Raw genomic sequence first — 23711 nt, forward strand, 5'->3', positions numbered from 1 at the left:
GGGTTCGCGCGCGCCGGCAGGGAAAGACGGCGCGCGGGCGGCGGGCGCTCCGGCGAGGGAGCGCCCGCCCGTCGGATCACTGGCCGGTCTTGAACTTGGTCCAGATGCGGGTGACCACGCGCTGCACCTTGGCGGGATAGGCGGTGACGGTGAAGAGCTTGGCCATCGTCGCCTCGTCCGGATAGATCGACGGGTTCTTCTTGATGCCGTCGTCGATCTTCTCCTGCGAGGCGAGGTTGCCGTTGGCGTAGGAGACGAAGTTGGAGTTCTTGGCCGCGACTTCGGGGCGCATCATGTAGTTGATGAAGGTGTGCGCCTCGTCCACGTGCTCGGCATCCTTGGGGATCGCCCAGCTGTCGAACCACATCAGCGCGCCTTCCTTCGGGATGACGTAGTCGATGTCGACCAGCGGCTTGTCCGGCGACTTGCCGTGCGCCTCGGCGGCGCGGCTCTTGGCCTGGAACACGTCGCCGGACCAGCCGACCACCAGGCAGATGTCGCCGTTGGCGAGCGCATTGATATATTCGGACGAATTGAACTTCTTGACGTATTTGCGGATCGTGTCGAGCAGCGCGCCGGCCTTCTCCAGGTCCTTGGGCTCCTTCGAATCCGGATCGAGGCCCTGATACTTCAGCGCCGCCGGGATCAGCTCCTCCGGCGCGTCGAGCATGTAGATGCCGCAATCCTCGAACTTGGAGATCAGCTCGGGCTTGAAGACCACGTCCCAGCTGTTCATCGGCGCATCGCCCATGCGCTCCTTGGCCTTGGCGACGTTGTAGCCGATGCCGGTCGTGCCCCACATGTAGTTGACGGCATAGGTGTTGCCGGGGTCGTAGACCGCGAGCTTGGTGAAGATCTTGTCCCAGGCATATTGCAGGTTCGGGATCTTGGCCTTGTCGAGCGGCTGGTAGACGCCGGCCTTGATCTGGCGCTGCAGGAACGAGCCGGTCGGCACCACCACGTCGTAGCCGGTCTTGCCGGCCAGGAGCTTGGTCTCCAGCACCTCGTTGGAGTCCATGGTGTCGTAGACCACCTTGATGCCGGTCTCCTTGGTGAAGTCCTCCAGCACCGAGGGGTCGATATAGTCGGACCAGTTGTAGACGTTGACGACCTTGGTCTGCGCCAGCGCCGGCGCGGCGGCCAGCGCCGCAGCCACCGCCACGCCCAAGAGACAGGCTTTCCGCATGGGATTCTCCTCTGGATGTCGCGCGGGCGCTTTCCCAGAACGCCGCGCATTGGGTCGGAAGGCGGCATCGCCGGGCGGGGAAACCTCGCCGTCCCGGCGATGCGAGGATCGAGACGGGTCCAGGCTAGAGCGCAACCTGGCGGCGCTCAACCCCCGGCGCGGCTCTCACAGATAGGTCTCGTATTCGAGCCGCGAGATCCGCCGCTCGAACTCGGCGCATTCCATCTCCTTCATGACGGAATAGACCCGCACATAGGTCTCGCCGAACACCCGCCGGCAGAACGGGCTCGCCCGGAAGGCCGCCACCGCCTCGCGCATCGAGCCCGACAGGCGCTCGGCCCCGAGGTCGTAGGCGTTGCCGGCGACCGGCTCCGGCGCCTCGGCCCGGCGCTCCAGGCCCTCCTCGATGCCGGCGAGGATGGCGGCGAGCACCAGATAGGGATTGGCGTCGGCCCCGGCGATGCGATGCTCGATCCGCGTCGCCGCCGGCTTGCCGTTGGGGATGCGCAGCGCCACCGAGCGGTTGTCATAGCCCCAGGTCAGCGATACCGGCGCATAGGAGCCGGGCATCAGGCGGCGGAAGCCGTTATAGCTCGACACGAACAGCAGCGCCGCGCCGGGCATGGTGTCGAGGAGGCCGCCCACCGCATGGCGCAGCCGCGCCTCCCCCGCGCCGGCTCCGGCGAAGACATTGGCGCCGTCCTTGTCGAGAAGGCTGCAATGCACGTGCATGCCCGAGCCGGCCGCCGCCATGTAGGGCTTGGCCATGAAGGTGCCCCGGCGGCCGTGGCGCCGGGCGACGCCCTGGATCAGCCGGCGCAGCAGCACGGCGTCGTCGGCCGCCGCCATGGCGTCGGCGCGGTGGTAGAGGTTGATCTCGAACTGGCCCGGCGCCGCCTCGGAGATGATGCTGTCGGCCGGCAGCCCCTGGATCCTGGCCGCCTCGCGCATCTCGTGCAGCATGGCGGCGTGCTCGTCGAGGTCGGCGATGGCATACATGTTCTGCCGGGCCGGGCCGGCGCCGCGGTCGAACACGGTGCGCGGCGTGCCGTCGGCGGCGCATTCGGCCTCGAGCAGGTAGAATTCCAGCTCGAAGGCGACCACCGGGGTCAGCCCCCTGGCGGCGAGCCGGTCGACGGCGGCCTGCAGGGCGTGGCGCGGGTCGAGCTCCCAGGGCGAGCCGTCCGGCCGGTACATCGACACCAGCGTCTGCATCGCCGGCCGCGGCGCCCACGGCACGGGCTTGAGCGTGCCGGGCACAGGCCGGCACAGGCCGTCCTTGTCGCCGGTCTCGATATGGATGCCGGTCTCCTCCACCTCGCGGCCCCAGACGTCGAGGCCGAACATCGACATCGGCATGGCCACGCCGTCGGCGAGGACCTTCTCGAGCGCGGAGCCCGGCAGCCACTTGCCGCGCAGGATGCCGCTGGTGTCGGGCAGGAGCACTTCGATGACGTCGATGTCGCTGGCGCCGGGCCCATGGCCCGGCTCGCCGCCGGCGAGACTTGCGCCGGACGTCTGAAAACCCATGATGCACCGGAGTTTGAGGACCGTCGGGTCTTGACGGCCTCTTCAGCGGACCTAATTGTGATCACAAATTCGGAAGGTGTCAAATGGGATCGGGTCGCCGCGCCGTGACGGCCGCCACCCCGGCTCCCGGCACCTGCCCGACCCGACGGATTGCGCGATGGCTTACGACACACCCGCCCCCCCGGCCGACCGGCCTCTCCCGGACGAGGAGCCTCCCTCCCCGCGCGCGCCGATCCACGGCCAGGTCTACGAGGCGATCCGCGCGGGCCTGGTCGGCGGCGCCTTCGTCCCCGGCCGCTCGGTGACGCTGCGGGGCCTCGCCGAGATGCTCGGCGTCAGCCCGATGCCGGTGCGCGCCGCCGTGACGCGGCTGGTGGCCGAGGGCGCGCTGGCAATGACGCCGACCCGCCGGGTCAGCGTTCCCGCCATGACGCGCGAGCGCTTCGACGAGCTGGTGCGCACCCGCATGCTCCTGGAGGGCGAAGCGGCCGAGCGCGCCCTGCCGGGCATCGACGCGGCCCGGCTCGAGGCGATCCGGCGCCACGACGAGCTCCTGGAGGCGTGCCTGGCGAGCGACGACGCCGCCGGCTACATGGCGGCCAACCACGCCTTCCACTTCGCCATCTACCGCGCCGTTCCCTCCAGCGTGCTGGTGCCGCTGATCGAGAGCCTTTGGCTGCAGTTCGGCCCGTTCATGCGCATCGTCTACGCGCATGTCGACCTGACGACCCTGGTCGACCAGCACGAGCGCGCCATCGCCGCCATCGCCCGCGGCGACGCGGCGGAGCTGCGCGCCGCGATCCAGGCCGATATCGGCGACGGCATGTCGATCATCGGCCGCACCGCGCTCTCCTAAGAGTTGTAGGTTGCGGTGGCGCGCACCGGCGTGAACAGGTCGGCGCCTGACAAGAACTTCGGTGCGGCTCGACCTCAATGCACGAGGCCCGCGGGCCCGATGGACAGGTGGCCTCGACTGGGCCAATGTTCGCCCACGGGGGCACAACACGATATCGCCGTCAGACAGGGGACCATCATGATTGCCCGTTTCGCAGCCTGCGCGATCGCCTTTTCCTTGCTCGGCGGCGCCAGCGCCTCGGCCAAGGACTGGACGACGGTGACGATCGCGCTCGAAGGCGCCTACGAGCCGTGGAATTCGACCAAGCCGGACGGCACGCTCGACGGCTTCGAGCCCGAGCTCGCCAAGGACCTCTGCGCCCGCATGAAGGTGGAGTGCAAGCTGATCGCCCAGGACTGGGACGGCATGATGGCCGCGCTGCAGGCCGGCAAGTTCGACGTGATCATGGACGCCCTGTCGATCACGCCGGACCGCGAGAAGGTGATCGCCTTCTCCAAGCCCTATGCCAACACGCCCGCGGGCTTCGCCGTCACCAAATCCGGCGCGCTCGCCAACCTGGCGGGAACGGGCACCACGCTCCGGCTCGACGTCAACGGCGAAGGCACGGGCGCCAAGGAGGCGATCGAGGCGCTGCGCAAGGCCCTGACCGGCAAGAGCATCGGCATCCAGGCCGCCACCGTCTACGCCGATTTCATCTACAAGAACTTCAAGGACGTCGCGACCATCCGCGAGTACAAGACCTCGCCCGAGCACGATCTCGACCTGACCGCCGGGCGCATCGACGCCGCCTTCGACGACGCCACCTATTTCACCTCCGCCTTCGCCAAGCCCGACAATGCCGACCTCGCCATGAGCGGGCCGGAGTTCGGCGGCCTGATCTGGGGCGCGGGCGAGGCGCTCGGCCTGCGCAAGGCCGACACCGACCTCAAGGCCAAGTTCGACGAAGCCATCACCGCGGCCCTGGCCGACGGCACCGTCAAGAAGCTGGCGCTGAAGTGGTTCAAGCTCGACGTCTCGCCGTGACGCCCCCGGACGGGACGAAGCGGCGTGGGCCGAGCCGGCGATCCATCGCGACACCATCGGCGTGACCGGGCGGCCATGCCGGGCTGGCATGGCCGCCCGGCATGGCGCCTCCTCGTGAGCGGGGCCCTGCCATGAGCTTCCTGACCACCCTGGGCTTCGGCTCGACCGGCTGGGGCGGCTTCCTCCTGTTCGGCGCGGCGATGACCTTCGCCGTGACGCTGGTGTCGCTCGCCATCGGCGCGGTGCTGGGGACGCTCGTCGCCTGGGCCAAGCTGTCGAAGAGCCTCGCGGGACGCCTCGTCGGCGACGCCTACACCACGGTGTTCCGCGGCGTGCCCGAGCTCCTGGTGATCTATCTGTTCTATTTCGGCGGCTCGACCCTGGTCACCGCGGCCGCCGCCGCCCTCGGCTTCGAGGGCTTCCTCGGCCTGCCCTCCTTCCTCGCCGGCGCGCTGGCGGTCGGGGTGATCTCGGGCGCCTACCAGGCGGAGGTCTATCGCGGCGCCTTCCTGGCGGTGGCGCGCGGCGAGATCGAGGCGGCGCGGGCCGTCGGCATGCCGCCCTTCCTGCGCTTTCGCCGCATCATCGCCCCGCAGGTGCTGCGCTTCGCCCTGCCGGGCCTGGGCAATGTCTGGCAGCTCAGCCTGAAGGACTCGGCCCTGGTCTCCGTCACCGGCCTGGTCGAGCTGATGCGCAGCAGCCAGATCGCCGCCGGCTCGACGCACCAGTTCTTCCTGTTCTACCTCGCCGGCGGGGCGCTGTACCTCGTGCTGACGGGCCTGTCGAACCGGGCGTTCGACGCCGCCGAGGCGCGCGTCGGCAAGAGCTTCCGGCGCGGCCTGGGGCGGGCCTGATGGACACGGGCTTCCTCCTCGACACCATGGGCCAGCTCCTCGCGGTGCTGCCGGTGACGCTCGGCCTGTTCGTGCTGTCGATCAGCGCCGGCGGCCTCCTCGCCCTCGGCATCACCTGGATGCGGGTGAGCGGCCATCCCGTGCTCGACCGCCTGGCGCGCGGCTACATCTACATCTTCCGCGGCTCGCCGCTGCTGATCCAGATGTTCCTGGTCTATTACGGGCTCGGCCAGTTCGCCTTCGTGCGCCAGAGCGTGCTCTGGCCGCTGCTGCGCGAGCCCTTCTTCTGCGCCACGCTCTCCCTGGCGCTGTGCACGGCCGCCTACACCGCCGAGATCTTCCGTGGCGGCCTGCTCGCCGTCCCGGGCCAGCAGATCGAGGCGGCGCGGGCCTGCGGCATGTCGGGCCTCCTGCTGCTGCGCCGCATCATCGCCCCGATCGCGCTCCGGCAGGCGCTGCCGGCCTATTCCACCGAGCTGGTCCTGATGGTCAAGTCCACCTCGCTCGCCAGCCTGGTCACGGTCTGGGAGGTGACGGGCATCGCCCAGAAGGTGATCCATTCGACCTATCGCACCTTCGAGGTGTTCTTCTGCGCGGCGCTGCTCTACCTCGTCCTCAACCTGGTGATCGTGCGCCTGCTCGGCCTGGTCGAGCACCGCCTTTCCCCCCACCTTCGCGCCATGCCGGAACGGGCCCGCCCGCGCCCCGGCATGGTCGGCTGACCGGGCTCAGGCCGGCCGTCGCTTCACAGGAGACGTGATGACCACCTCGCCCGAGTCTGCGCTGATCGTCAGGGACCTGCACAAGACCTTCGGCCAGCTCGAAGTGCTCAAGGGCGTCTCGCTGGAGGCGCGGGAGGGCGACGTCATCTCGATCCTGGGGTCGAGCGGCTCGGGCAAGAGCACGTTCCTGCGCTGCATCAACCTCCTGGAGACGCCCGACTCCGGCGAGGTGATCGTCGCCGGCGAGGCCATCCGCATGCGGCGGCGGCGCGACGGCCATGCCGAGCCGGCCGACCGACGTCAGGTCGACCGCATCCGCTCCGAGCTCGGCATGGTGTTCCAGAGCTTCAATCTCTGGTCGCACATGACCGTCCTGGAGAACCTGATCGAGGCTCCGGTCCATGTCCAGAAGCGCCCCCGCCCCGAATGCATCGCCGAGGCCGAGGCGCTGCTGGCCAAGGTCGGCATCGCCGACAAGCGCAACCACTATCCCGCCCATCTCTCGGGGGGACAGCAGCAGCGGGCCGCCATCGCCCGGGCGCTCGCCATGCGGCCCAAGGTGATGCTGTTCGACGAGCCGACCTCGGCCCTCGATCCGGAGCTGGTCGGCGAGGTGCTCAGGGTGATGCGCGCCCTGGCGGAGGAAGGGCGCACCATGCTGGTGGTCACCCACGAGATGGGCTTTGCCCGCAACGTCTCCAACCGGGTGATGTTCCTGCACCAGGGCCAGGTCGAGGCCGAGGGGCCGCCGCAGGACCTGTTCGCCAACGCGCCCTCCGAACGCTTCCGGCAGTTCATCGCCGGGCACGGCAGCTGAGCCGCCCCTGCGGCCACCAGCGCCGCCGCCATTAGTATACTAATTCTGTAGATTTAGAGTTGACGCGAGAGAAGGTTTTTCTCTAGAAAGGGATGTTTCGCCGCTTCCGTTTCCGGGACGTCCATGACCGTTTCCGCCACATCCGTTTCCGCCACGCCCCTTTCCGCCACGTCCTTGCCGCCCGAGCCGGCGCGTCCGCGCATCGACGCGATGGACCGCAAGATCCTGCGGCTGCTGCAGGAGGATTCGACCCTGTCGCTGGCCGAGATCGCCCGCGAGGTCGCGCTGTCGCAGACGCCCTGCTGGAAGCGCATCCAGCGCCTGGAGGCGACCGGCGTGATCGAGCGGCGGGTGGCGATCCTCTCCCCCGAGGCGATCGGGCTCGGGCTCACCGTCTTCGTCTCGATCGAGAGCGGCGACCATTCCCAGGAATGGCTGAGCCGCTTCTCGCAGGCCATCGCCGGCATGCCCGAGGTGATGGAATTCTACCGCATGGCCGGTGACGTCGACTACATGCTGCGCGTGGTCGTGCCCGAGATCGCCGCCTATGACGGCTTCTACAAGCGCCTGATCGCGGCGGTGCCGCTCAAGAACGTCACCTCCCGCTTCGCCATGGAGCGGATCAAGGCCACCACCGCCTATCGCACGCTCTAAGCGTTTTGCGATTCGGCGGACTCGCCAGGCATCGCAAAGACGCGTCGAAACAAAGAGTTGGAGCAAAGCAGCGTTTCCGCCCAAACGCGCTTTGCTCCAGCGCCGCGGACACGCAGAACGCGAGCCGTCATCGCCACGCCACAGGCCGCGGGCATTTTTTGCGCGAATCGGGAACCCGGGCGGGACAGGATCGTTCTCCATCCCGGGCGTGGGCGAAGATGGGCTTCTCCCGGTCGGTCGAGGAAAAGAATTCTCGCCGCCTTGTGAAACACTCGACGATGGAGGAGATTCTTCCCGCGGCTTGTTCGATTGCCGCCGCGGGATTTGAAGGAAGCAGCTTGCGCCGCGTCACCATCGCTAAAGCGCCACGATCGCCATCGTGGGCTCCCGAGCATCGAGGGCACATCATGACTGTCCGTACCTGCGTTTCTGCGTATCCGGAGCTTTTCCCCCGCGCGAACGGCCTGTGTCGAATGTCCCTGGCCTGATCGCTCTTTTCCGAAGACCTCTTTCCGAAAGATGCCGGCTCAGCCGGCAGCGGGACTGCTGACATGACCAATCCCTATCGATCCGACGCCTATATCATCGAAGTGCGCGGCCAGACCGCCGGCATCGTCGCCCGCGACGGACGGGTGTTCCGCTTCCATGCCTCCGACCATCGCTTCAACCCGATCGACGGCATGGCCTTCGCCTCGCCCCGCGCCGCCGAGAAGGCAGCGCACGGCCTGCTCGCGGCGCAGGCCAGGCGCCGGCGCGCCGCCATCCGCCGCCAGATCGGCAGCCTCCTGACCGTCTAAGCAGCTTCTCGTGGCTTCAGCCACGGGTTGCTCAGACTGCCACCCCTTCGGCAGCCTGCAGGATTTCCGAGCCCGCCCTGGGGCCGAGCTCGGAAATTCCGCTTGGCGCCGTTGCGGCAGCCTCGCCGGCGTGGCAACAGGAACACTGTCCCGCGAGCGAGGCCCCATCATGAGCATCGCCGTCGAAATCGCCGAATCGCTGGCGGCGGACGCCAGCCATCACGGCGGCACCTTCAACGACCTCGTCCTGCAGCGCCTCGAGGAGCTGATCGGCTCCAGCTTCGGGCGCACGCTCGAGACCGGCTGCGGCAAGAGCACCATCTTCTTCTCCCGCGCCTCGCGCGAGCATCTCGCTTTCGCCATCGACGATCGCGGCGCGCCCGGGTCGAGCCTCGCCTTCGTCGAGGCGAGCCCGCTGTTCCGCCCCGAAGCCTGCCGCTTCGTGCTCGGGCCGACCCAGGCGACGCTGCCCCGCCACGCCTTCGATCCGCCCGCCTTCGACGTGGTGCTGCTCGACGGGCCGCACGGCTATCCCTTCGTCGAGCTCGAATATTATTTCCTCTATCCGCAGATCCGCCCCGGCGGCCACCTCATCGTCGACGACGTGCACATACCGACCATCGGACGCTTCGCCGACTTCTTGTTCGAGGAGCCGATGTTCGAGCTGGTCGAGACGGTCGTGACCACGGCGCTGTTCCGCCGCACCGAGGCGCCGGCGTTCGATCCGCTCTGCGACGGCTGGTGGCGCCAGCCCTACAACCGGCGCCGCATCAGCCCCGGCAAGGCCGACCTCCACCTCGCCGACCGGCCGCCGGTCGACTTCTTCTCGGCGCAGAAGCTCGACCAGCTCCTGATGGACGGCCATCTCGGCGTCCATCTCGGCGAAGCGCCGCAGGGCGCCCGGCCCTCCTATGTGCCGCCTCCGCCGGAGCCGCCGCCCCGGCCCGGCCTCATCGCCCGCCTGGCCGCGGCGCTGAAGGGGTAGGCCCGTCGGCGCCTCGCCTGTCCGGCAGATCGGCTCGTTCTCCCCATCGACGGCTTCCCTCCGCCGCATGCGGAACAACCGCATTGCGCTGCCGCGTCAACTATGCTCCTATTTGTGCGAGGCTCGCACGAACATTCACGAGACGAGCCCCGTGCCGCGGCCGGCACGACCATCCATCCGGCCACAACGCAAGGCGGCTGCCGATGCCGGAGGCCGCCGCAGAGGGGACGACGATGAGACTAGCCACGACCTTTGGGACTGCCCTGCTGCTGGCGCTGGCCGCAGCCCCGATCGCCCGGGCCGACGATGCCAAGCTCGCCATCGGCATCGTGACCTTCTCCACCTCCGACCTGAACACCAACGCCATGGTCGACACCATGACCACGGCGGCTCAGGCCAAGGGCTGGACCGTCACCAATCTCAACGCCCAGGGCGAGCCGCTGCAGGCCAACACCGCCATCAAGCAGCTGGTCACCAAGGGCGTCGACGCCATCATCGTCACCGTGTTCGATTCGAACTCGCTGGCTGCCGGCATCGATGCGGCCCGGGAGGCCGGCATTCCCATCCTCTCCGCCGGCGGCGGCCTGGCGCCCGGCGTGGCGCTCGCCGCCAGCACCGGCGCCGGCCAGCCGATGGTCGACCTGATGCTGAAGGAGCTCGGCGGCAAGGGCACGGTGCTCGACCTCACCTATCATCCCGGCATCCCCTGCCGGGAGCGCGCCGACGCCTTCGACGCGGCGATGAAGCTCAACCCCGCGATCAAGCCGACCAGCCACGAGATCGACATCCAGAGTGCCGCCGCCTCCTCCCAGGCCGCCACCTCGGCCTGGCTCAGCGCCAATGCCGGCGCGGGCGGGCCCTTCGCCATCTTCAACTGCTACGACGACAATGCCATGGGCGCGATCGCGGCGCTGAAGCAGAACGAGCGCCGGGACGTGAAGGTCTATTCCTACAACGCCACCGCCCCGGCGCTGCAGGCGGTGCGCGAGGGCAGCATGACCGCGACGCTGTCGGTCGACGTGACCTCCGCCGGCAAGATCCTGGTCGACGCCATTCCCGAGATCCGCCGCCAGGGCGCCGCCTGGACGCCGAAATCGGTGATCCCCGACCACGTCATCGTCACCAAGGACAATGTCGAGGACTACATCAAGGCCCATCCGGACCGGGGCTGAGCAAGATCCGAGTGCCGGGCCGGCGATCCGGCCCGCAACCCGCAGGGCGATCGAGCATGACGACAGGGGACAGGACGGGAATGGTGGCGGGGCGCCCCGGCATGGCAGCCGTCCTCGCCGCGCTCCGGGGCGGGGGCGCCTCGGGCCCGATGCGGCTGCTCAGCACCTATGGCACGCTCCTCGCCCTCGGCCTGATGATCGCGGTCTTCGCGGCGCTGGAGCCCGGCACTTTCGCGACCTATCGAAATTTCCGAAACATCTTCAATGATATGGCTATCGCCGCCATCATTGCCGCCGGCCTGACCGTGCCCCTGGTCGGCGGTGATTTCGACCTCAGCATCGGCTATGTCGCCAGCTTCAGCGGCCTGCTGGTCGTCGGCCTTCTCAGCGACAATCAATGGCCGATCCCGCTCGCCGTCGCCGCCGTGGTCGGGCTTGGCGCGCTCATCGGCATCGTCAACGGCGTCATCGTCTCCAAGATCGGCGTCAACGCCTTCATCGCCACGCTCGGCACCGGCACGGTGGTGGTCGGGCTCAACTATGCCTATTCCGGCGGCATCCCGCTGCAGCTCAGCCATGGGCTGTCCTTCACCGACATCGCCCTCGGCCGGATCGTCGGCATCCCGCACCTCGTCCTGATCATGGCCGCGGTGCTGGTGCTGCTCTGGGTAGTCCTGAACCGCACCGTCCAGGGCCAGCACATCAAGGCGATCGGCGTCAGCGCCGAGAATGCGCGCCGCGCCGGCATCGCGGTCGACCGCTGCCGCATCGTCGCCTTCGCCATCGCCGGCACGTGCGCCGCCCTCGCCGGCGTGCTGATGGCCTCCAACCTCGGCTCGGGCCAGGTGGCGGCCGGGGACGGCTTCATGCTCACCTCCTTCTCCGCCGCCTTCCTCGGCTCGGCGGCGTTGCGGGAGGGGCAGTTCCACATCCTCGGCACCTTCATCGGCGTGCTGACGGTGGCCGTCGGCAACAATGGCCTGGCGATGATCGGGGCGCCGATCTTCACCCAGTACCTGTTCTCCGGCGGCCTCCTGGTGGTCGCGGTCGCCCTCGGCGGGATCGGTCGGCGCTATGTCAGAGGCTGAGATCCCGCCCATGGCGGCCGACGCCATCACGCCGCTCGTCCGCCTCAGGCACGTCACCAAGAGCTTCGGGGCGATCCAGGCCCTGCAGGACCTGACCCTCGACCTCCGGCGCGGCGACGTCGTCGGCCTGGTCGGCGACAACGGCGCCGGCAAGTCGACCCTGGTCAAGATCCTGTCGGGCGCGCACGAGCCGACGTCGGGCGAGATCCTGCTCGACGGGGTGCCCCACACCCTGGCGCCGCCGGCCGAGGCCCAGCGCCTCGGCATCGAGACCGTCTACCAGGACCTCGCCCTGATCGGCAGCTTCACCGCGGCCGAGAACTTCTTCCTCGGCCGGGAGATGGCCTGGGGCCGCGGCCCGGCTCTCTTCCGCTTCATGCGGCGGGCGGCGATGGCCGATGCCGCCATGCGCGGCCTCGAGACGCTGCATATCGCCATCCCGCAGGCGCGCACCCTGCCGGTGGACCGGATGTCGGGCGGCCAGCGCCAGATCGCCGCCATCGCCCGCGCCGCCTTCTGGGGCAGCAAGCTGCTGCTGCTCGACGAGCCGACGGCGGCGCTCGGCGTGCGCGAATCGCGCGAGGTGCTGGACCTGATCGGCCGGCTGAGCCAGCGCGGGCTGACCATCGTGATGGTCACCCACAACCTCGAGCACCTCTGGTCGGTCTGCAACCGCGTCGTGGTGCTGCGCCGCGGCGCCAAGGTGGCGGACCTGGTGAGCCGCAACACCGTCATGGACGAGGTCGTCGCCTATATCACCGGCGCCAGGGGCGAGCGGGTGGCCGCCGTGCCCGATCTCGGAGCCGCGTCGTGAGCGGGCCCGATCGCGAGGCGCTGGCGCGCCTGCTGGCGGACTGCCCGATCAGATGGGGCCATTGGGGCCCGGAGGACGAGGTCGGTGCGCTGAATTACCTCACGCCCGACGAGGTCCGGGCGGGCCTCGCCACGGTGCGCGACGGGCGGACCTTCACCCTGGGCGCGCCGCTGGCGACGCCGCAGGGCGATCCGGTCTTTCCCGGCCGCTGGGCCGCGCGCCGCTTCGTCGTCGCCGACAAGGCCGGCTTTCGTGCCGGCCATTGGCAGCCGCTGCCGGGGGGCCTCGAATTCGCCGACGACTACGTCACCGGCTTCGCCCAGGCCAGCACCCATTGCGACGCCCTCGGCCACATGTGGTACGGCGACCGGCTCTGGAACGGCTATTGCGCCGATTGCAGCAATGGCGGCATGCGCAAGGCCGGCATCGAGCCGATCGCCGCGCGCGGTATCGTCGGGCGCTGCCTCCTCCTCGACATCGCCCGCCATCGCGGCCGCGACGCCCTCGGCCGGGCCGAGACCTTCGACCATCGCGACCTCCTGGCCTGCGCCGCCGCGCAGGGCGTCGCGATCGCGCCGCGCACGATCCTGATGCTGCGGACGGGCTGGCTCGGCGCCCTGCTCGACGGCCGCGAGGCGATCGGGCCCGACTATTGGGAGCCGGGCCTGACCTTCAGCCGCGATCTCGTCGCCTGGTTCGACGCGATGCAGATCCCCTGCCTGGTCACCGACACCCTCGCCAACGAGACCACCTACGAGCCCAGGACCGGCGTGATGCTGCCGCTGCACGGCGCCCTGATGCGCAATCTCGGCGTCGTCTTCACCGAGGCGGCCTTCCTCGACGACTTCGCCGCCGACTGCGCCGAGGACCGCCGCTACGAGGCCTTCTACTGCGCCAGCCCCATCAAGGTCGCCCAAGGCACCGGCGGCTCGATCAATCCGGTGGTGCTGAAGTGACCGCCCTGCCCAAGGAAGCGATGCGATGACCGACGACGCGACGAAACTCTGCTTCCTGCCTGCGACCGAGCTCGCCGCCCGCATCCGCCGCCGCGATCTCTCGCCGGTCGAGGTGGTGGAGGCCTATGTCAGCCGTATCGAGCTGCGCAACCCGGTGATCAACGCCTATACGCTCGTCCTGGCCGACGAGGCCCGCGCCGCGGCGCGCGCGGCCGAGGCGGCGGTGGCCGCCGGGGGCCCGCTCGGGCCGCTGCATGGCGTGCCCGTCGCCATCAAGGATCTCGACGACGTCGCCGGCGTGCCGACCTCGATGGGATCGCTCGCCGTGCAGGGCCGCGTGCCGCGGCGCAGCGCCGCGGCGGTGGAGCGCCTCCTCGCGGCCGGGGCGATCATCCTGGGCAAGACCAACACGCCCGAGTTCGGCCACAAGGGCATCACCGACAACCTGCGCTTCGGGCCGACGCACACGCCCTGGGCGATCGGCCGCAATGCCGGCGGCTCCTCCGGCGGCAGCGCCGCCGCCGTGGCCGATGGGCTCGCCGCCCTCGGCCAGGGCACCGATGGCGGCGGCTCGGTGCGCATTCCCGCCGCCTTCAGCGGCGTCGTCGGCTTCAAGCCGTCCTTCGGCCGCATCCCCTCCGTCACCCGGCCGGACGCCTTCCTGTGGGGTCATCCTTTCGTGCATATCGGCCCGCTCGCCCGCACCGTCGCCGACGCCGCGCTGATGACGCAGGTCATGGCCGGTCCGCACCCGCGTGATCCCCTCTCCCTGCCCGGCAACGGCCCGGACTATTGCGCCGCCGCCGGTCGTCCGGCCGGACCGCTGAAGGTCGCCTACAGCCCGCGCCTCGGCAATTTCCCGGTCGATGCCGCCGTCGCCGCCGTGGTCCGGCGGGCCGCCGACGCGATCGCCGCCGGCGGCATGGCCGTCGACGAGGTCGAGCCGGCGATCCGGCCCCACCACGGCGAGCTCGCCGCGCTCTGGGTCCGCACCATCTCGGTGCACTACGGCGCCATCGCCCATCACTGGAAGGCCGAGGGTCTCGACCTGCTCGGCGCCCATGCCGAAGAGCTCACCCCGGACTTCCGGGCCATGCTGGAGGCCGCCGGGCGGGTCGGCGCCGTCGAGCACGCCCTCGACGACGTGCTGCGCACCGCGGTGCACGATGCGCTGGAGGACGTCTTCGAGCGCTACGACATCATCGTCGCGCCGACCCTGGCCGTGCCGCCCGTCGTCAATGCCCGAGACGGCAACACGCGCGGACCCCACGCGATCAACGGCGAGGCCGTCGATCCCCTGATCGGCTGGTGCATGACCTATCCCATCAACTTCACCGGCCATCCCGCCATCTCGGTCCCCGCCGGGCTCACCGACGCGGGCCTGCCGGTCGGGCTGCAGATCATCGGCCGGCGCCATGCCGACGAGACGGTGCTGGCAGCGGCCGCGGCCTTCGAGCGGCTGCAGCCCTGGTTCGCCAGCTATCCCGGATTGCGAGCGTAAGCGAGCTATCCCGGATTGCGAGCGTAAGCGAGCAAGCCCGGATTGCGAGCGTGAGCGCGAGCAGGCCCGGGCTGCCGGCATAGCGGCCCGCCGCCTCACAGCGGGAAGCGCAGCAGGTCCGAGAGCACCAGCCCGGCGGCGCCGAGCAGGGCGGCGCGATCCTCCGGTTCGCCGGTGGCGAACACCATCTGCCCGCCGGGGTGGGGCGGCACCAGGCGCCGGGCATGGCCGGTGATCGCCTCGATCATGGCCGGACCGCCGCCGACCACGTCGCCATGCAGGATGAAGAAGTTCGGAGCGACGGTCTGCTGCAGGTTGGCGATGCCGACCGCGACATTGCGCGCATAGCGGTCCATCAGCGCGGCCGCCTCCGGCACGCCGGCGGCGGCGAGGCCGGCGAGGCGGCGGGCGTCGATCGCATCGGGATCCTCGAGCCCGGCGGCGCGGGCCTGCCGCCGGAGCCAGCCCAGGGTCGCCACCGTGTCCCAGCAGCCGCGCCGGCCGCAGCGGCAGAGCTCGCCGTCGATCTGCACGAAGGTATGCCCGAGCTCGCCGCCGGCGCCGCCTGGGCCCCGGTGAAGGTGGCCGTCGAGATAGAGCGCCCCGCCCAGCACCTCGCCGGTATAGACGACGGCGAAGTCGCGCACGCCGCGGCCCTTGCCGAACCAGCGGTCGCCGACCAGCAGCGCCCGGGGATGGTGGTCGAGCATGACGGGCAGGTTGAAGCGCCGGCCGAGCTCCGTGCCGAGCGGAACATCGTCGAGCGCCGGGGCCAGGTTGACCATGACCACGGCGCGCCGGCCGGTATCCACCATGCCACCGACGGCGATGCCGATGCCGAGCGGCGGACGATGCGCCGCGGCGAGCGTCCGGCCGATGCAGGCGGCAATGCCCTCGATCAGCTCGGCGCGCTGCTCCGCCGCGGTCGGCAGCGAGGCCTCGTGCTCGACCCGGATCCGGCCTTCCAGCGTGACCAGCGCGGTGCGGATCGAGCCCGGCATCAACAGGACGCCGCAGATCGGCCGCGCCTCCGGCGAGAACCACAGGGGCCGGGCCGGCTTGCCGCCGCCCTCCCGGGCCGAGGTCGGCTTGCCCTCCACCAGGAGCTGCTGGTCGAGCAAGGGCTGGACGATGCCGGAGATCGTGGTGCGGTTGACGCCGGCCTGCCGGGCGAGCTCCACCCGGCTGGTCGGCCCGAGGTCGAACAGGGTCTGCAGCACGCGGCCCCGATTGGTGGCGCCGACCAGGGACGAGGACAGGAGCGACCGGCCCCGCCGCGGCATCGCGCGCGTCTCCTCCCCGCCATCGTCGGCAGGCCAGGAAGCCGGGCGCCCGGCCGCGAATATCGGATCTGCGTCTTTGTCCATCGCCAATCCCGGACCTCCGGATCGCTGCGGGCGCGATGCGCCCCGGCGCCGCATCGGTCCGCCCCGCGCGGCTCATCCCGCCGGAGCAGGGCGGCGTACAACCCGAAGCCGCGTCCCGTTCTAGCCGACCGCCGCGCGCGTGACGAGACGTTTGTTCGTGCGAGCCTCGAACGTCAATCCCTTGCCGTGGCCGGACTTTCAGCCCGTCTGCGTGTCCGCCGCCAGGAAGCGCCGGGCCGAGGCGACCAGCGTCGTCACGCCGGCCGGCAGCGCGGCCTCGTCGACCCGGAACTGCGGGTGATGCAGCGGATGGACCGAGCCCGCCGCCTCGTCCCGGATGCCGAGCCGGAAATAGACCGAGGGTCGCTTCTGGCTGTAGAAGCCGAAATCGTCGGCGGCGGTCCAGCCGGGGGCGGCCAGCACCGCACCGGCTCCCAGGCAGGCCGCCGCGCTGTCGCGGACGATGGCCGCAAGCTCCGCGTCGTTGACCACCGCCGGCTCGCCCTCGACGATGTCGAGGCGCACCGCCGCGCCGCGGCCGGCGGCGATGCCCTCCATCACCTCGCGCAGCCGCCGCCAGGCGCGCCGGCGCGTCGCGTCGCTGCCGCTGCGGATCGTGCCCTTGAGCGTCACCTCCGGCGCGATCACGTTGTAGGCGCCGCCGCCTGAAATGCCGGTGATGGAGATGACCAGGGGATCATAGGGGTCGGTCTCGCGCGAGACGATCGCCTGCAACTCGCCGACCATGGCGCAGGCGGCGGCGATGGCGTCGACGCCGTCGGAAGGCCGCGCCGCATGGGCCGAGACGCCGGTCACGACCGCGTCGAAGATGTCGCAGGCCAGCGTGCAGGGGCCGGGGGCAGCGACGATCCGGCCCGAGGGGATGTAGGGATCGACATGGATGCCGATGGCGCCGTCGACGTCGTCGAGCAGGCCCTCGGCGACGACGCGCCGCCCGCCCAGCGGCTCGGCCTCCTCCGCCGGCTGGAAGATCAGCCGGACCGTGCCGCGAAAGCTCGCGCGCGAGCGGTGCAGCAGCACGGCCGCGGCGAAGCCCATCGCGGCGTGGGCGTCATGGCCGCAGGCATGCATGACGCCGGGGTGCTCGGAGGCGAAGCCGAGCCCGGTTTCCTCCGCGATCGGCAAGGCATCGATGTCGGCGCGGATCGCGATCTTGCGGTTCGACGGCGCCGCCGCGCCGACGATATCCACCGCCAGGCCGTGGCCGGCGACCTCGCGCACGCCGTCGAGGCCCTCGGCCTCGAGCGCATCGCGCAGATGGCGCTGGGTCCCCGCCTCGGCGTTCGACAGCTCGGGAAAGCGGTGGAGGTGGCGGCGCACCGCGATCATCCGCGCCAGGAGGCCGGGGTCGAGCAGGCCGGCCTCAGGGCTTGACATGGATCGCCCTCGGGCAGCGCGTCAGGGTCTCGTTGCCGGTCGCGGTCACCAGGATGGTCTCGCTCACCTCGATGCCCCAGCCGTCCATCCACATGCCGAGGATGCAGTGGAGGACATTGCCGGGCTGCAGCACCGTCCGGTCGCCGGGCCTCAGGCTGATCGTGTGCTCGCCCCAGTCTGGCGGGTAGGCGACGCCGATGGAATAGCCGATGCGCGAGGCCTTCTTCAGCCCGTAGCGGCCGATCACCGCGCGCCAGGCCGCCTCCACCTCCTCCGCCGCGACGCCGGGCCGCATCGCCTCCAGCACCGCCTCCATGCCTTCGAGCACGGCCTTGCCGGTCTCGCCCACCTTCGGCGACGCCTTGCCGAGCTGCAGGGTGCGCGCCAGGCCGGCGGCATAGCGCCGGCACACGCCCGCCAGCTCCAGGGCGACCGTCTCGTCGGCGCCGAAGCGCCGGTCGCTCCACATGATGTGCGGCGCCGAGGCGTTCTCGCCGCCGAGGATGGTCGGCGGCAGCGCGGTGATGTCGCCGGCAAAGTCCGGGCTGCCGGCGACCTGGGCGGCCTGGATCCGGGCGATGGCATCGCATTCGCGGATGCCGGGCTCGATCACGTCGTAGGCCGCCGCCACCGCCGCCTCGGCCAGCCGCGCCGCCCGGCGGAGATAGGCGACCTCCGCCTCCGACTTGACGGCGCGGATCCAGTTCACCAGGAGATCTGCGTCGTGGATGCGGGCGTCGGGCAGGCCGGCCGCGAGACGGGCATGGGCCTTGGCGGAATAATAATAGGCCTCGAGCTCGATGCCGACGGAGCCGCGGCCCCAGCCCCGGTCGACGATCCAGCGGGCGATCCAGTCCATCGGGTGGGCGTCGGTCCGCTGCACCAGCTCCTCGGGAAAGCCGACGACGTTATCCGGCTTCATCCAGGCGGTGAGCCGGCCGCCGGCGGCGTCCATCGCCCGCCCGATCCACACCGGCTCGGCCTCCTCCAGCGGCACCAGCACCACTTGCGGGGTGTAGAACGACCAGCCGTCATAGCCGGTGAGGTAGTGCTGGTTGGCGATGTCGTTGACGACCAGAAGGTCCAGCCCGCGCCGCTGCATCTCGCTCCGGACGGCCCGCAGCCGCCGGTCGTACTCCTCGCGTGGGAAAGGCAGGGGGATCATGGCGCCATCCTCGGGGGGTCAGTTCATGAAATGGAAGCGGTTCGGGTCGTCCGGCTCCTCCGCCAGGGCCCGGCGATAGGCGGCGAGCGTCGGCTCCGGCGGGCCGTCGGCGCGGATCGCGCCGCGGTCGATCCAGATGGCGCGGTCGCAGAGATCCGCCACCTGCCCGGCGTCGTGCGAGACGAAAAGCAGCGTGCCGCGCCGGCGGAAGCCGCGGATCAGCGCCTGGCAGCGCTGCCGGAAGGCCTCGTCGCCGACCGCCAGGGCCTCGTCGACGATCAGCACGTCGCCGTCGGCATGGGCGCAGACCGCGAAGGCGAGCCGCGCGCCCATGCCGCTGGAATAGAGCTTGACCGGCTGGTCGAAGAAGTCGCCGAGGCCGCACAAGTCCTGGATCGCCCCCATCTTCGCCGTGACCTCGGCGCGCCTGAGGCCGAGGATGGCGCCGGAGAGATAAGCGTTCTCGCGGCCGGTCAGCTCGTAGTCGAAGGCCGCGCCGAGCGCCAGCACCGGCGCGATCCGCCCCTCCACCCGCACCGTGCCGACGGTGGGCGCGGTGATGCCGCAGATCACCTGCAGCAGCGTCGACTTGCCCGAGCCGTTGCGGCCGATGATGCCGACCGCCTCGCCCCTGGCGATCGAGAAGCTGATGTCCTTCAGCGCCCAATATTCGTCGTAGTAGCGCTTCCGGCCGCCGAGGAGGACCTGCTTCACCTGGTCGATCGGCCGCCGGTAGAACTGGTAGGCCTTGCCGAGGCCCTGGCAGCGCACCGCCGGGCTCCCGCCGCCGGGCTCAGATGATGTCGACAAGGATCGCCTTCTTTCGCATGAACAGGGTGCGGCCGAGATAGAACAGCGCCAGGCCCGCCGCCAGCGCGCCGAGATAGGCTGACAGGCCGGGCGCCTCGCCGCGCAGCAGGATGGCCCGCAGCATCTCGATGATCACGGTCAGCGGGTTGCAATAGAGCAGCCAGCGCCAGCCCTCCGGCACGGCCCCGGCCTCGTAGAACACCGGCGTGGCGAACATCGCCACCGGGATGATCGAGATGATCAGATGGTTGAGATCGCTCGTCAATGCGCCGATGGTGGAGAGGATCCACACCACGCCGAGCAGCGTCAGGCAGAGCGGCAGCAGCACGAAGGGCAGCGCCAGCCAGGACCAGTGCGCGGTGTGGTTGATCAGCACCTGGCCCGCGAGCAGCACGGCGAGGGCGATCGCCGCATAGACCAGCGCGCGCGCCACCGCGATCCAGGCCAGGATCTGCGGCGGAAAGATCGAGCGCCGGATGATGTGCTTGTGCTCGGCCAGCAGGAGCGGCGAGCGATAGGCGATCTCGGCGAAGAAGTTGAACACGATCAGCCCGGCGAAGATCGAGAAGGCGTAGTCGAAGCGCCCGCCCGTGCGCGCCGCGTCGAGCTTCAGGGCGCCGGAGAACACCAGCGTGTAGACCGACAGCATCGCCAGCGGCGCCAGGATCGCCCAGGCCCAGCCGAACACCGAGCCGCGGAAGCGGACCTGCAATTCGCGCGTCAGGATGGCGCGGAACAGCTCCCGGTGCCGCCAGGCGTCGACGAAGGGCTTTGACGCGTCGGTGAAGGGTTGAAGCAACGAGCCTGTCTCGGTTAAACCGCGCGGAGCCATAGCGAAGCCGTCCTGCCCGGACAAGGTCGCGCGCATGGTTGGGCGCAGCCCCGGGGCCGGCCCGTCCACGCCGCGGAGCCAGGAATGCCGCCGACCATCACGCCAGTCTCGACGGCCGCCGAGTTCCGCGCCTTCATCACCCTGCCGCGCCGGCTCTATGCGGCCGAGCCGTCCTACGTCCCGCCCCTCGACCATGACCGGCGCCAGTTCCTCGATCCCAAGGTCGGCGCCTTCCACACCCACGGCGAGGCCGCCTACTGGATCGCCCGGCGCGAGGGGCGCACGATCGGCCGGATCTCGGCCCAGATCGACCACCTCGCCACCGGCCCGATGCACGAGGGGGTCGGTTGCTTCGGCTGCCTCGACGCCGCCGACGACCCTGCGCTGGTCGCCGATCTCCTCGCCACCGCCGAGGCCTGGCTCGCCGGCAAGGGCAGGCGCATCGCCCGCGGCCCCTTCCTGTTGTCGATCAACGGCGAATCCGGCCTGCTGCTGGAGGGGCAGGACCGCCCGCCCATGGTGATGATGCCCTGGCATCCCCACTATCTCGCCGCCCATGTCGAGGCGGCAGGCTATCGCCTGGTCAAGACGCTCAACTCCTATGCCTTCGACAACAGCACCGGCGACCTCGCCGGCCGCCTCAAGGCGCTCGGCCTGGAGCGGCGGCGCGCCGGCTTTGCCGTCCGCGACATGCGCATGGACCGGCTCGACGAGGATGCGGAGGCGGCCCGGCAGCTGTTCAACGCCTCCTGGGCCGGCAATTGGGGCTTCGTGCCGGTGTCGGCGGTCGAGATGGCGGCGATGATCCGTGCCTTCCGCCCGCTGCTCCGGCCGGAGTTCGGCGTCTTCGTCGAGAGAGAGGGCGAGCTCGTCGGCTTCGCCCTGTTCCTGCCGAACCTGTTCGAGATCGCCGGCGACCTCGGCGGCGCGCCCTCGCCGCTCGGCTGGGCCAGGCTCGGCTGGCGCGCCTGGCGCGGGCGCTTCACCGGCGGGCGGGGCGTGCTGTTCGGCGTCGCCGCCCGCGTGGTCGGATCGGTGTCGGGCGCCGGCATCGCCCTGATTCTGGTCGACGAATTGATGCGCCGCGCCGAGCGCACGGGCGTGAGCCAAGTGGAATGCGGTTGGATTCTCGATGACAACTATGCGATGACGAGCGTCGTTCAGTGGCTCGGCGCCACATTCACGCGCCGTTTCGGCGTGTTCGAAAAGACGATCGCGACGGCTCAGGCCATGCAAGGAGCCGCGGCGCGGGGATAGGAGCCCCCTGAGACACCATGCCGACGCTATCCAAAGACGAGATTCTCGCCAACCCGCAGCAAGTCTACCAGCAGGTGGTCGATCTGATCGTGTCCGAGGGCATGGTGGAGCGAGAAAAGGTCACGCCGGACGCGACCTTCGAGACGCTCGGATTGAAGTCGATCGACATCGTGATGATTCTCACCGCGGTGGAGGAGAAGTTCGACGTCTACATCCCGATGGACGGCTCGATCGCCGAGGCCAAGGACCTGCAATCGTTCATCGACGGCGTGATCCAGCGCATCGCCACCGAGCAGAAATAGATGGGCCGACGCGTTCTGGTCACCGGCTGCGGCGCGGTCACCGCCGCGGGCCTGGGCCTGCCGGCCCTCTGGCATGCGGCGCGCGACGGCGTCAGCGCCGTCCGTCCGCTCGACCTCGCCCGGCCGCTGAAGAGCAATGTGCGCATCGCCGCCCGCCTCGAGCATTTCGACCCCGCCGCCCATATCGATGCGGCCGTCCTGCCCTTCTGCGACCGCTTCACCCAGTTCGCCCTGGTCGCCGCCGCCGAGGCGCTGGCGCAGGCCGGCCTGCCCGCCGGCGAACGCCTCGGCCCGCGCACGGCGGTGATCGTCGGCACCGGCATCGGCGGGGCGGAGACCATCGAGGCCGGCATCCACAACGCCTATGTCACCGGCCAGCGCATCGACCCCTGGAGCGTGCCGCGGCTGATGCCCAACGCCGCCGCCTCCCAGATCAGCGCCCGCATCGGAGCGCAGGGGCCCTCCTTCGCCGTCTCCAGCGCCTGCGCCTCCGGCGCGCAGGCGATCGGCCTCGGCGCCCACATGGTGCGCGCCGGCCTGGTCGAGCGCGCCGTCGTCGGCGGCGCGGAGGCCTGCATCACCGCCTCGGGCATGAAGAGCTGGGAGGCGCTGCGCGTGCTCTCCCCGGACCTCTGCCGCCCCTTCTCCAGGGACCGCAACGGCATGACCCTCGGCGAGGGCGCGGGGATCTTCGTCCTGGAGGATGAGGAGACCGCGGCGCGTCGTGGCGCCCGGCCGCTGGCCGAGCTCCTCGGCTACGGCACCTCCAGCGATGCCGGCGACATCGTCCGCCCCGATCCCGGCGGGGCGGCGGCAGCCATGGCGGCCGCGCTCGCCGATGCCGGCCTTGCCGCCGGTGCCGTCGACTATGTCAACGCCCACGGCACCGGCACCATCGCCAACGACGCGGCCGAGACGGCGGCCCTGCGCGAGGTCTTCGGCGAGCGGCTCGCCGCCCTGCCGGTCTCCTCCACCAAGCCGGTGCACGGCCATGCCCTCGGCGCAGCCGGCGCGATCGAGCTGGCGGTGACGCTGGCGGCCCTCGCGGCCGGCATCGTGCCGCCGACCCTCAACTGGACCACGCCCGACCCGCGCTGCGAGCTCGACTGCGTGCCCGGCGCGGCGCGGCCGCACCCGATCGGCATCGCCATGTCGAACTCCTTCGCGTTCGGTGGTATCAACGCCTCGCTGGTGCTGGGCAGGGTCGAGGGCACGTGACGGACGCGTCGGAACGGGTGGCGCATCTGCATATCGGACCGATCGAGGCGCGGATCGAGCCGCACGAGGTCGCCGCCTATGCCCGGGCCACGGCGATCGACGGCGAGGCGCCGGAACCGGACCGGGTCCCCGCGACCTTCCCCGCAGTCTGGCTGTGGCATCCGAGAGCCCAGGCCGCGGTGGCCGGCGTCGGCGGCGAGGGCAAGGCGCCGGTGCTCACCGCCCAGCGCTTTTCCTACCGCCAGGCCCTGCGCATCGGCGAGACCTACAGGTTCGAGATCGACCGGCGCGGCGATGCCGCCGATCCCGACGCCTTCGTCATCGAGGCCGTGGTGCAGACGCTGGGCGGCGAGGTCGCGGCCGAGTTCGCCGCCTCCTACCGGCTCTTCGCCCGCCCGGAGCCCTGA

24 protein-coding genes are annotated in these 23711 nt (G+C 70.6%); 17 read left to right on the top strand and 7 right to left on the bottom strand.

Translation table 11 applies throughout. From position 1 onward, the window contains the following. Positions 1-76: 76 nt before the first annotated feature. Both QO011_RS01140 and QO011_RS01145 read right to left on the bottom strand, forming a co-directional pair. On the bottom strand, positions 77-1186 hold the full coding sequence (locus tag QO011_RS01140) for a polyamine ABC transporter substrate-binding protein (protein WP_307266605.1): 1110 nt from the start codon (positions 1184-1186) through the stop codon (positions 77-79). Positions 1187-1351: 165 nt separating this feature from the next. Further along, positions 1352-2716 carry a glutamine synthetase family protein gene (locus QO011_RS01145; RefSeq protein WP_307266606.1) on the bottom strand — a complete coding sequence of 455 codons (1365 nt, stop codon included), beginning with the start codon at positions 2714-2716 and terminating at the stop codon, positions 1352-1354. Between the two features lie 157 nt (positions 2717-2873). Between QO011_RS01145 and QO011_RS01150 the strand changes: the two genes are divergently transcribed. The 13 genes from QO011_RS01150 to QO011_RS01210 all read left to right on the top strand — a co-directional run bounded on the left by QO011_RS01150 (position 2874) and on the right by QO011_RS01210 (position 14955). Further along, positions 2874-3572 carry a GntR family transcriptional regulator gene (locus QO011_RS01150; RefSeq protein ID WP_307266607.1) on the top strand — a complete coding sequence of 233 codons (699 nt, stop codon included), beginning with the start codon at positions 2874-2876 and terminating at the stop codon, positions 3570-3572. Positions 3573-3749: 177 nt separating this feature from the next. Next, positions 3750-4595 carry a transporter substrate-binding domain-containing protein gene (locus QO011_RS01155; protein WP_307266608.1) on the top strand — a complete coding sequence of 282 codons (846 nt, stop codon included), beginning with the start codon at positions 3750-3752 and terminating at the stop codon, positions 4593-4595. Positions 4596-4726: 131 nt separating this feature from the next. Continuing rightward, on the top strand, positions 4727-5449 hold the full coding sequence (locus tag QO011_RS01160) for an ABC transporter permease (protein ID WP_307266609.1): 723 nt from the start codon (positions 4727-4729) through the stop codon (positions 5447-5449). After that, a complete protein-coding gene (locus tag QO011_RS01165) occupies positions 5449-6171 on the top strand; it encodes an ABC transporter permease (protein WP_307266610.1) in 723 nt (240 codons plus the stop codon). Before QO011_RS01160 ends, QO011_RS01165 begins: the two co-directional genes overlap by 1 nt. A gap of 37 nt (positions 6172-6208) precedes the next feature. Then, a complete protein-coding gene (locus QO011_RS01170; RefSeq protein ID WP_307266612.1) occupies positions 6209-6988 on the top strand; it encodes an ABC transporter ATP-binding protein in 780 nt (259 codons plus the stop codon). 201 nt (positions 6989-7189) lie between these two features. After that, a complete protein-coding gene (locus QO011_RS01175) occupies positions 7190-7642 on the top strand; it encodes an Lrp/AsnC family transcriptional regulator (protein ID WP_307269178.1) in 453 nt (150 codons plus the stop codon). Positions 7643-8193: 551 nt separating this feature from the next. Beyond that, entirely contained in the window at positions 8194-8439 is a 246-nt protein-coding gene (locus QO011_RS01180; protein ID WP_307266613.1) for a hypothetical protein, read from the top strand. Between the two features lie 169 nt (positions 8440-8608). Further along, positions 8609-9424, top strand: a complete 816-nt coding sequence (locus QO011_RS01185) for a class I SAM-dependent methyltransferase (protein WP_307266615.1) — start codon at positions 8609-8611, stop codon at positions 9422-9424. Between the two features lie 233 nt (positions 9425-9657). Beyond that, positions 9658-10596: a sugar ABC transporter substrate-binding protein gene (locus QO011_RS01190; RefSeq protein WP_307266616.1), complete on the top strand. Its 939-nt coding sequence runs from the start codon at positions 9658-9660 to the stop codon at positions 10594-10596. 56 nt (positions 10597-10652) lie between these two features. Next, complete coding sequence (locus QO011_RS01195; protein WP_307266618.1) at positions 10653-11684, top strand: ABC transporter permease; 1032 nt, start codon at positions 10653-10655, stop codon at positions 11682-11684. Positions 11685-11694: 10 nt separating this feature from the next. Further along, positions 11695-12498, top strand: a complete 804-nt coding sequence (locus QO011_RS01200; RefSeq protein ID WP_307266619.1) for an ATP-binding cassette domain-containing protein — start codon at positions 11695-11697, stop codon at positions 12496-12498. Then, positions 12495-13454, top strand: a complete 960-nt coding sequence (locus QO011_RS01205; protein WP_307266621.1) for a cyclase family protein — start codon at positions 12495-12497, stop codon at positions 13452-13454. The genes QO011_RS01200 and QO011_RS01205 overlap by 4 nt, the downstream gene beginning before the upstream one ends. 25 nt (positions 13455-13479) lie before the next feature. Next, the gene (locus QO011_RS01210; RefSeq protein WP_307266623.1) at positions 13480-14955 is read left to right on the top strand and encodes an amidase; all 1476 of its coding nucleotides are present in this window, start codon (positions 13480-13482) and stop codon (positions 14953-14955) included. 95 nt (positions 14956-15050) lie between these two features. Here QO011_RS01210 and QO011_RS01215 read toward each other — a convergent pair whose 3' ends face one another. The 5 genes from QO011_RS01215 to QO011_RS01235 form a co-directional block, all read right to left on the bottom strand. After that, on the bottom strand, positions 15051-16322 hold the full coding sequence (locus QO011_RS01215) for an ROK family protein (RefSeq protein WP_370881886.1): 1272 nt from the start codon (positions 16320-16322) through the stop codon (positions 15051-15053). A 198-nt stretch (positions 16323-16520) separates the two neighbouring features. Beyond that, on the bottom strand, positions 16521-17720 hold the full coding sequence (locus QO011_RS01220) for a M20 metallopeptidase family protein (RefSeq protein ID WP_307266626.1): 1200 nt from the start codon (positions 17718-17720) through the stop codon (positions 16521-16523). Then, positions 17707-18885: a M24 family metallopeptidase gene (locus tag QO011_RS01225; RefSeq protein ID WP_307266627.1), complete on the bottom strand. Its 1179-nt coding sequence runs from the start codon at positions 18883-18885 to the stop codon at positions 17707-17709. Before QO011_RS01225 ends, QO011_RS01220 begins: the two co-directional genes overlap by 14 nt. Positions 18886-18903: 18 nt before the next feature. Next, positions 18904-19695 carry an ABC transporter ATP-binding protein gene (locus QO011_RS01230; protein ID WP_307266628.1) on the bottom strand — a complete coding sequence of 264 codons (792 nt, stop codon included), beginning with the start codon at positions 19693-19695 and terminating at the stop codon, positions 18904-18906. Continuing rightward, positions 19679-20494, bottom strand: coding sequence for an ABC transporter permease (locus tag QO011_RS01235; protein ID WP_307266629.1), 816 nt, complete (start codon positions 20492-20494; stop codon positions 19679-19681). The genes QO011_RS01230 and QO011_RS01235 overlap by 17 nt, the downstream gene beginning before the upstream one ends. Before the next feature lie 117 nt (positions 20495-20611). Here QO011_RS01235 and QO011_RS01240 point away from each other — a divergent pair, with 117 nt between their 5' ends. The 4 genes from QO011_RS01240 to QO011_RS01255 are packed head-to-tail and all read left to right on the top strand — an operon-like array spanning position 20612 to position 23711. Next, entirely contained in the window at positions 20612-21784 is a 1173-nt protein-coding gene (locus QO011_RS01240; protein WP_307266630.1) for a GNAT family N-acetyltransferase, read from the top strand. A gap of 17 nt (positions 21785-21801) precedes the next feature. After that, complete coding sequence (locus QO011_RS01245; RefSeq protein WP_307266631.1) at positions 21802-22086, top strand: acyl carrier protein; 285 nt, start codon at positions 21802-21804, stop codon at positions 22084-22086. Further along, positions 22087-23304 carry a beta-ketoacyl-[acyl-carrier-protein] synthase family protein gene (locus QO011_RS01250; protein WP_307266633.1) on the top strand — a complete coding sequence of 406 codons (1218 nt, stop codon included), beginning with the start codon at positions 22087-22089 and terminating at the stop codon, positions 23302-23304. It begins immediately after the preceding gene. Beyond that, positions 23301-23711 (top strand): hypothetical protein, encoded by a 411-nt coding sequence (locus QO011_RS01255; RefSeq protein ID WP_307266634.1) that lies wholly within the window; start codon positions 23301-23303, stop codon positions 23709-23711. Before QO011_RS01250 ends, QO011_RS01255 begins: the two co-directional genes overlap by 4 nt.

It is taken from the genome of Labrys wisconsinensis (assembly GCF_030814995.1).
Classification (GTDB): domain Bacteria; phylum Pseudomonadota; class Alphaproteobacteria; order Rhizobiales; family Labraceae; genus Labrys; species Labrys wisconsinensis.

Excerpts from the sequence above, each read along its gene's own strand:
- QO011_RS01140 (WP_307266605.1), bottom strand. The coding sequence starts at position 1,186 with ATGCGGAAAGCCTGTCTCTTGGGCGTGGCGGTGGCTGCGGCGCTGGCC.
- QO011_RS01145 (WP_307266606.1), bottom strand. The coding sequence starts at position 2,716 with ATGGGTTTTCAGACGTCCGGCGCAAGTCTCGCCGGCGGCGAGCCGGGC.
- QO011_RS01150 (WP_307266607.1), top strand. The coding sequence starts at position 2,874 with ATGGCTTACGACACACCCGCCCCCCCGGCCGACCGGCCTCTCCCGGAC.
- QO011_RS01155 (WP_307266608.1), top strand. The coding sequence starts at position 3,750 with ATGATTGCCCGTTTCGCAGCCTGCGCGATCGCCTTTTCCTTGCTCGGC.
- QO011_RS01160 (WP_307266609.1), top strand. The coding sequence starts at position 4,727 with ATGAGCTTCCTGACCACCCTGGGCTTCGGCTCGACCGGCTGGGGCGGC.
- QO011_RS01165 (WP_307266610.1), top strand. The coding sequence starts at position 5,449 with ATGGACACGGGCTTCCTCCTCGACACCATGGGCCAGCTCCTCGCGGTG.
- QO011_RS01170 (WP_307266612.1), top strand. The coding sequence starts at position 6,209 with ATGACCACCTCGCCCGAGTCTGCGCTGATCGTCAGGGACCTGCACAAG.
- QO011_RS01180 (WP_307266613.1), top strand. The coding sequence starts at position 8,194 with ATGACCAATCCCTATCGATCCGACGCCTATATCATCGAAGTGCGCGGC.
- QO011_RS01185 (WP_307266615.1), top strand. The coding sequence starts at position 8,609 with ATGAGCATCGCCGTCGAAATCGCCGAATCGCTGGCGGCGGACGCCAGC.
- QO011_RS01190 (WP_307266616.1), top strand. The coding sequence starts at position 9,658 with ATGAGACTAGCCACGACCTTTGGGACTGCCCTGCTGCTGGCGCTGGCC.
- QO011_RS01195 (WP_307266618.1), top strand. The coding sequence starts at position 10,653 with ATGACGACAGGGGACAGGACGGGAATGGTGGCGGGGCGCCCCGGCATG.
- QO011_RS01200 (WP_307266619.1), top strand. The coding sequence starts at position 11,695 with ATGGCGGCCGACGCCATCACGCCGCTCGTCCGCCTCAGGCACGTCACC.
- QO011_RS01210 (WP_307266623.1), top strand. The coding sequence starts at position 13,480 with ATGACCGACGACGCGACGAAACTCTGCTTCCTGCCTGCGACCGAGCTC.
- QO011_RS01215 (WP_370881886.1), bottom strand. The coding sequence starts at position 16,322 with ATGGACAAAGACGCAGATCCGATATTCGCGGCCGGGCGCCCGGCTTCC.
- QO011_RS01220 (WP_307266626.1), bottom strand. The coding sequence starts at position 17,720 with ATGTCAAGCCCTGAGGCCGGCCTGCTCGACCCCGGCCTCCTGGCGCGG.
- QO011_RS01225 (WP_307266627.1), bottom strand. The coding sequence starts at position 18,885 with ATGATCCCCCTGCCTTTCCCACGCGAGGAGTACGACCGGCGGCTGCGG.
- QO011_RS01240 (WP_307266630.1), top strand. The coding sequence starts at position 20,612 with ATGCCGCCGACCATCACGCCAGTCTCGACGGCCGCCGAGTTCCGCGCC.
- QO011_RS01245 (WP_307266631.1), top strand. The coding sequence starts at position 21,802 with ATGCCGACGCTATCCAAAGACGAGATTCTCGCCAACCCGCAGCAAGTC.
- QO011_RS01250 (WP_307266633.1), top strand. The coding sequence starts at position 22,087 with ATGGGCCGACGCGTTCTGGTCACCGGCTGCGGCGCGGTCACCGCCGCG.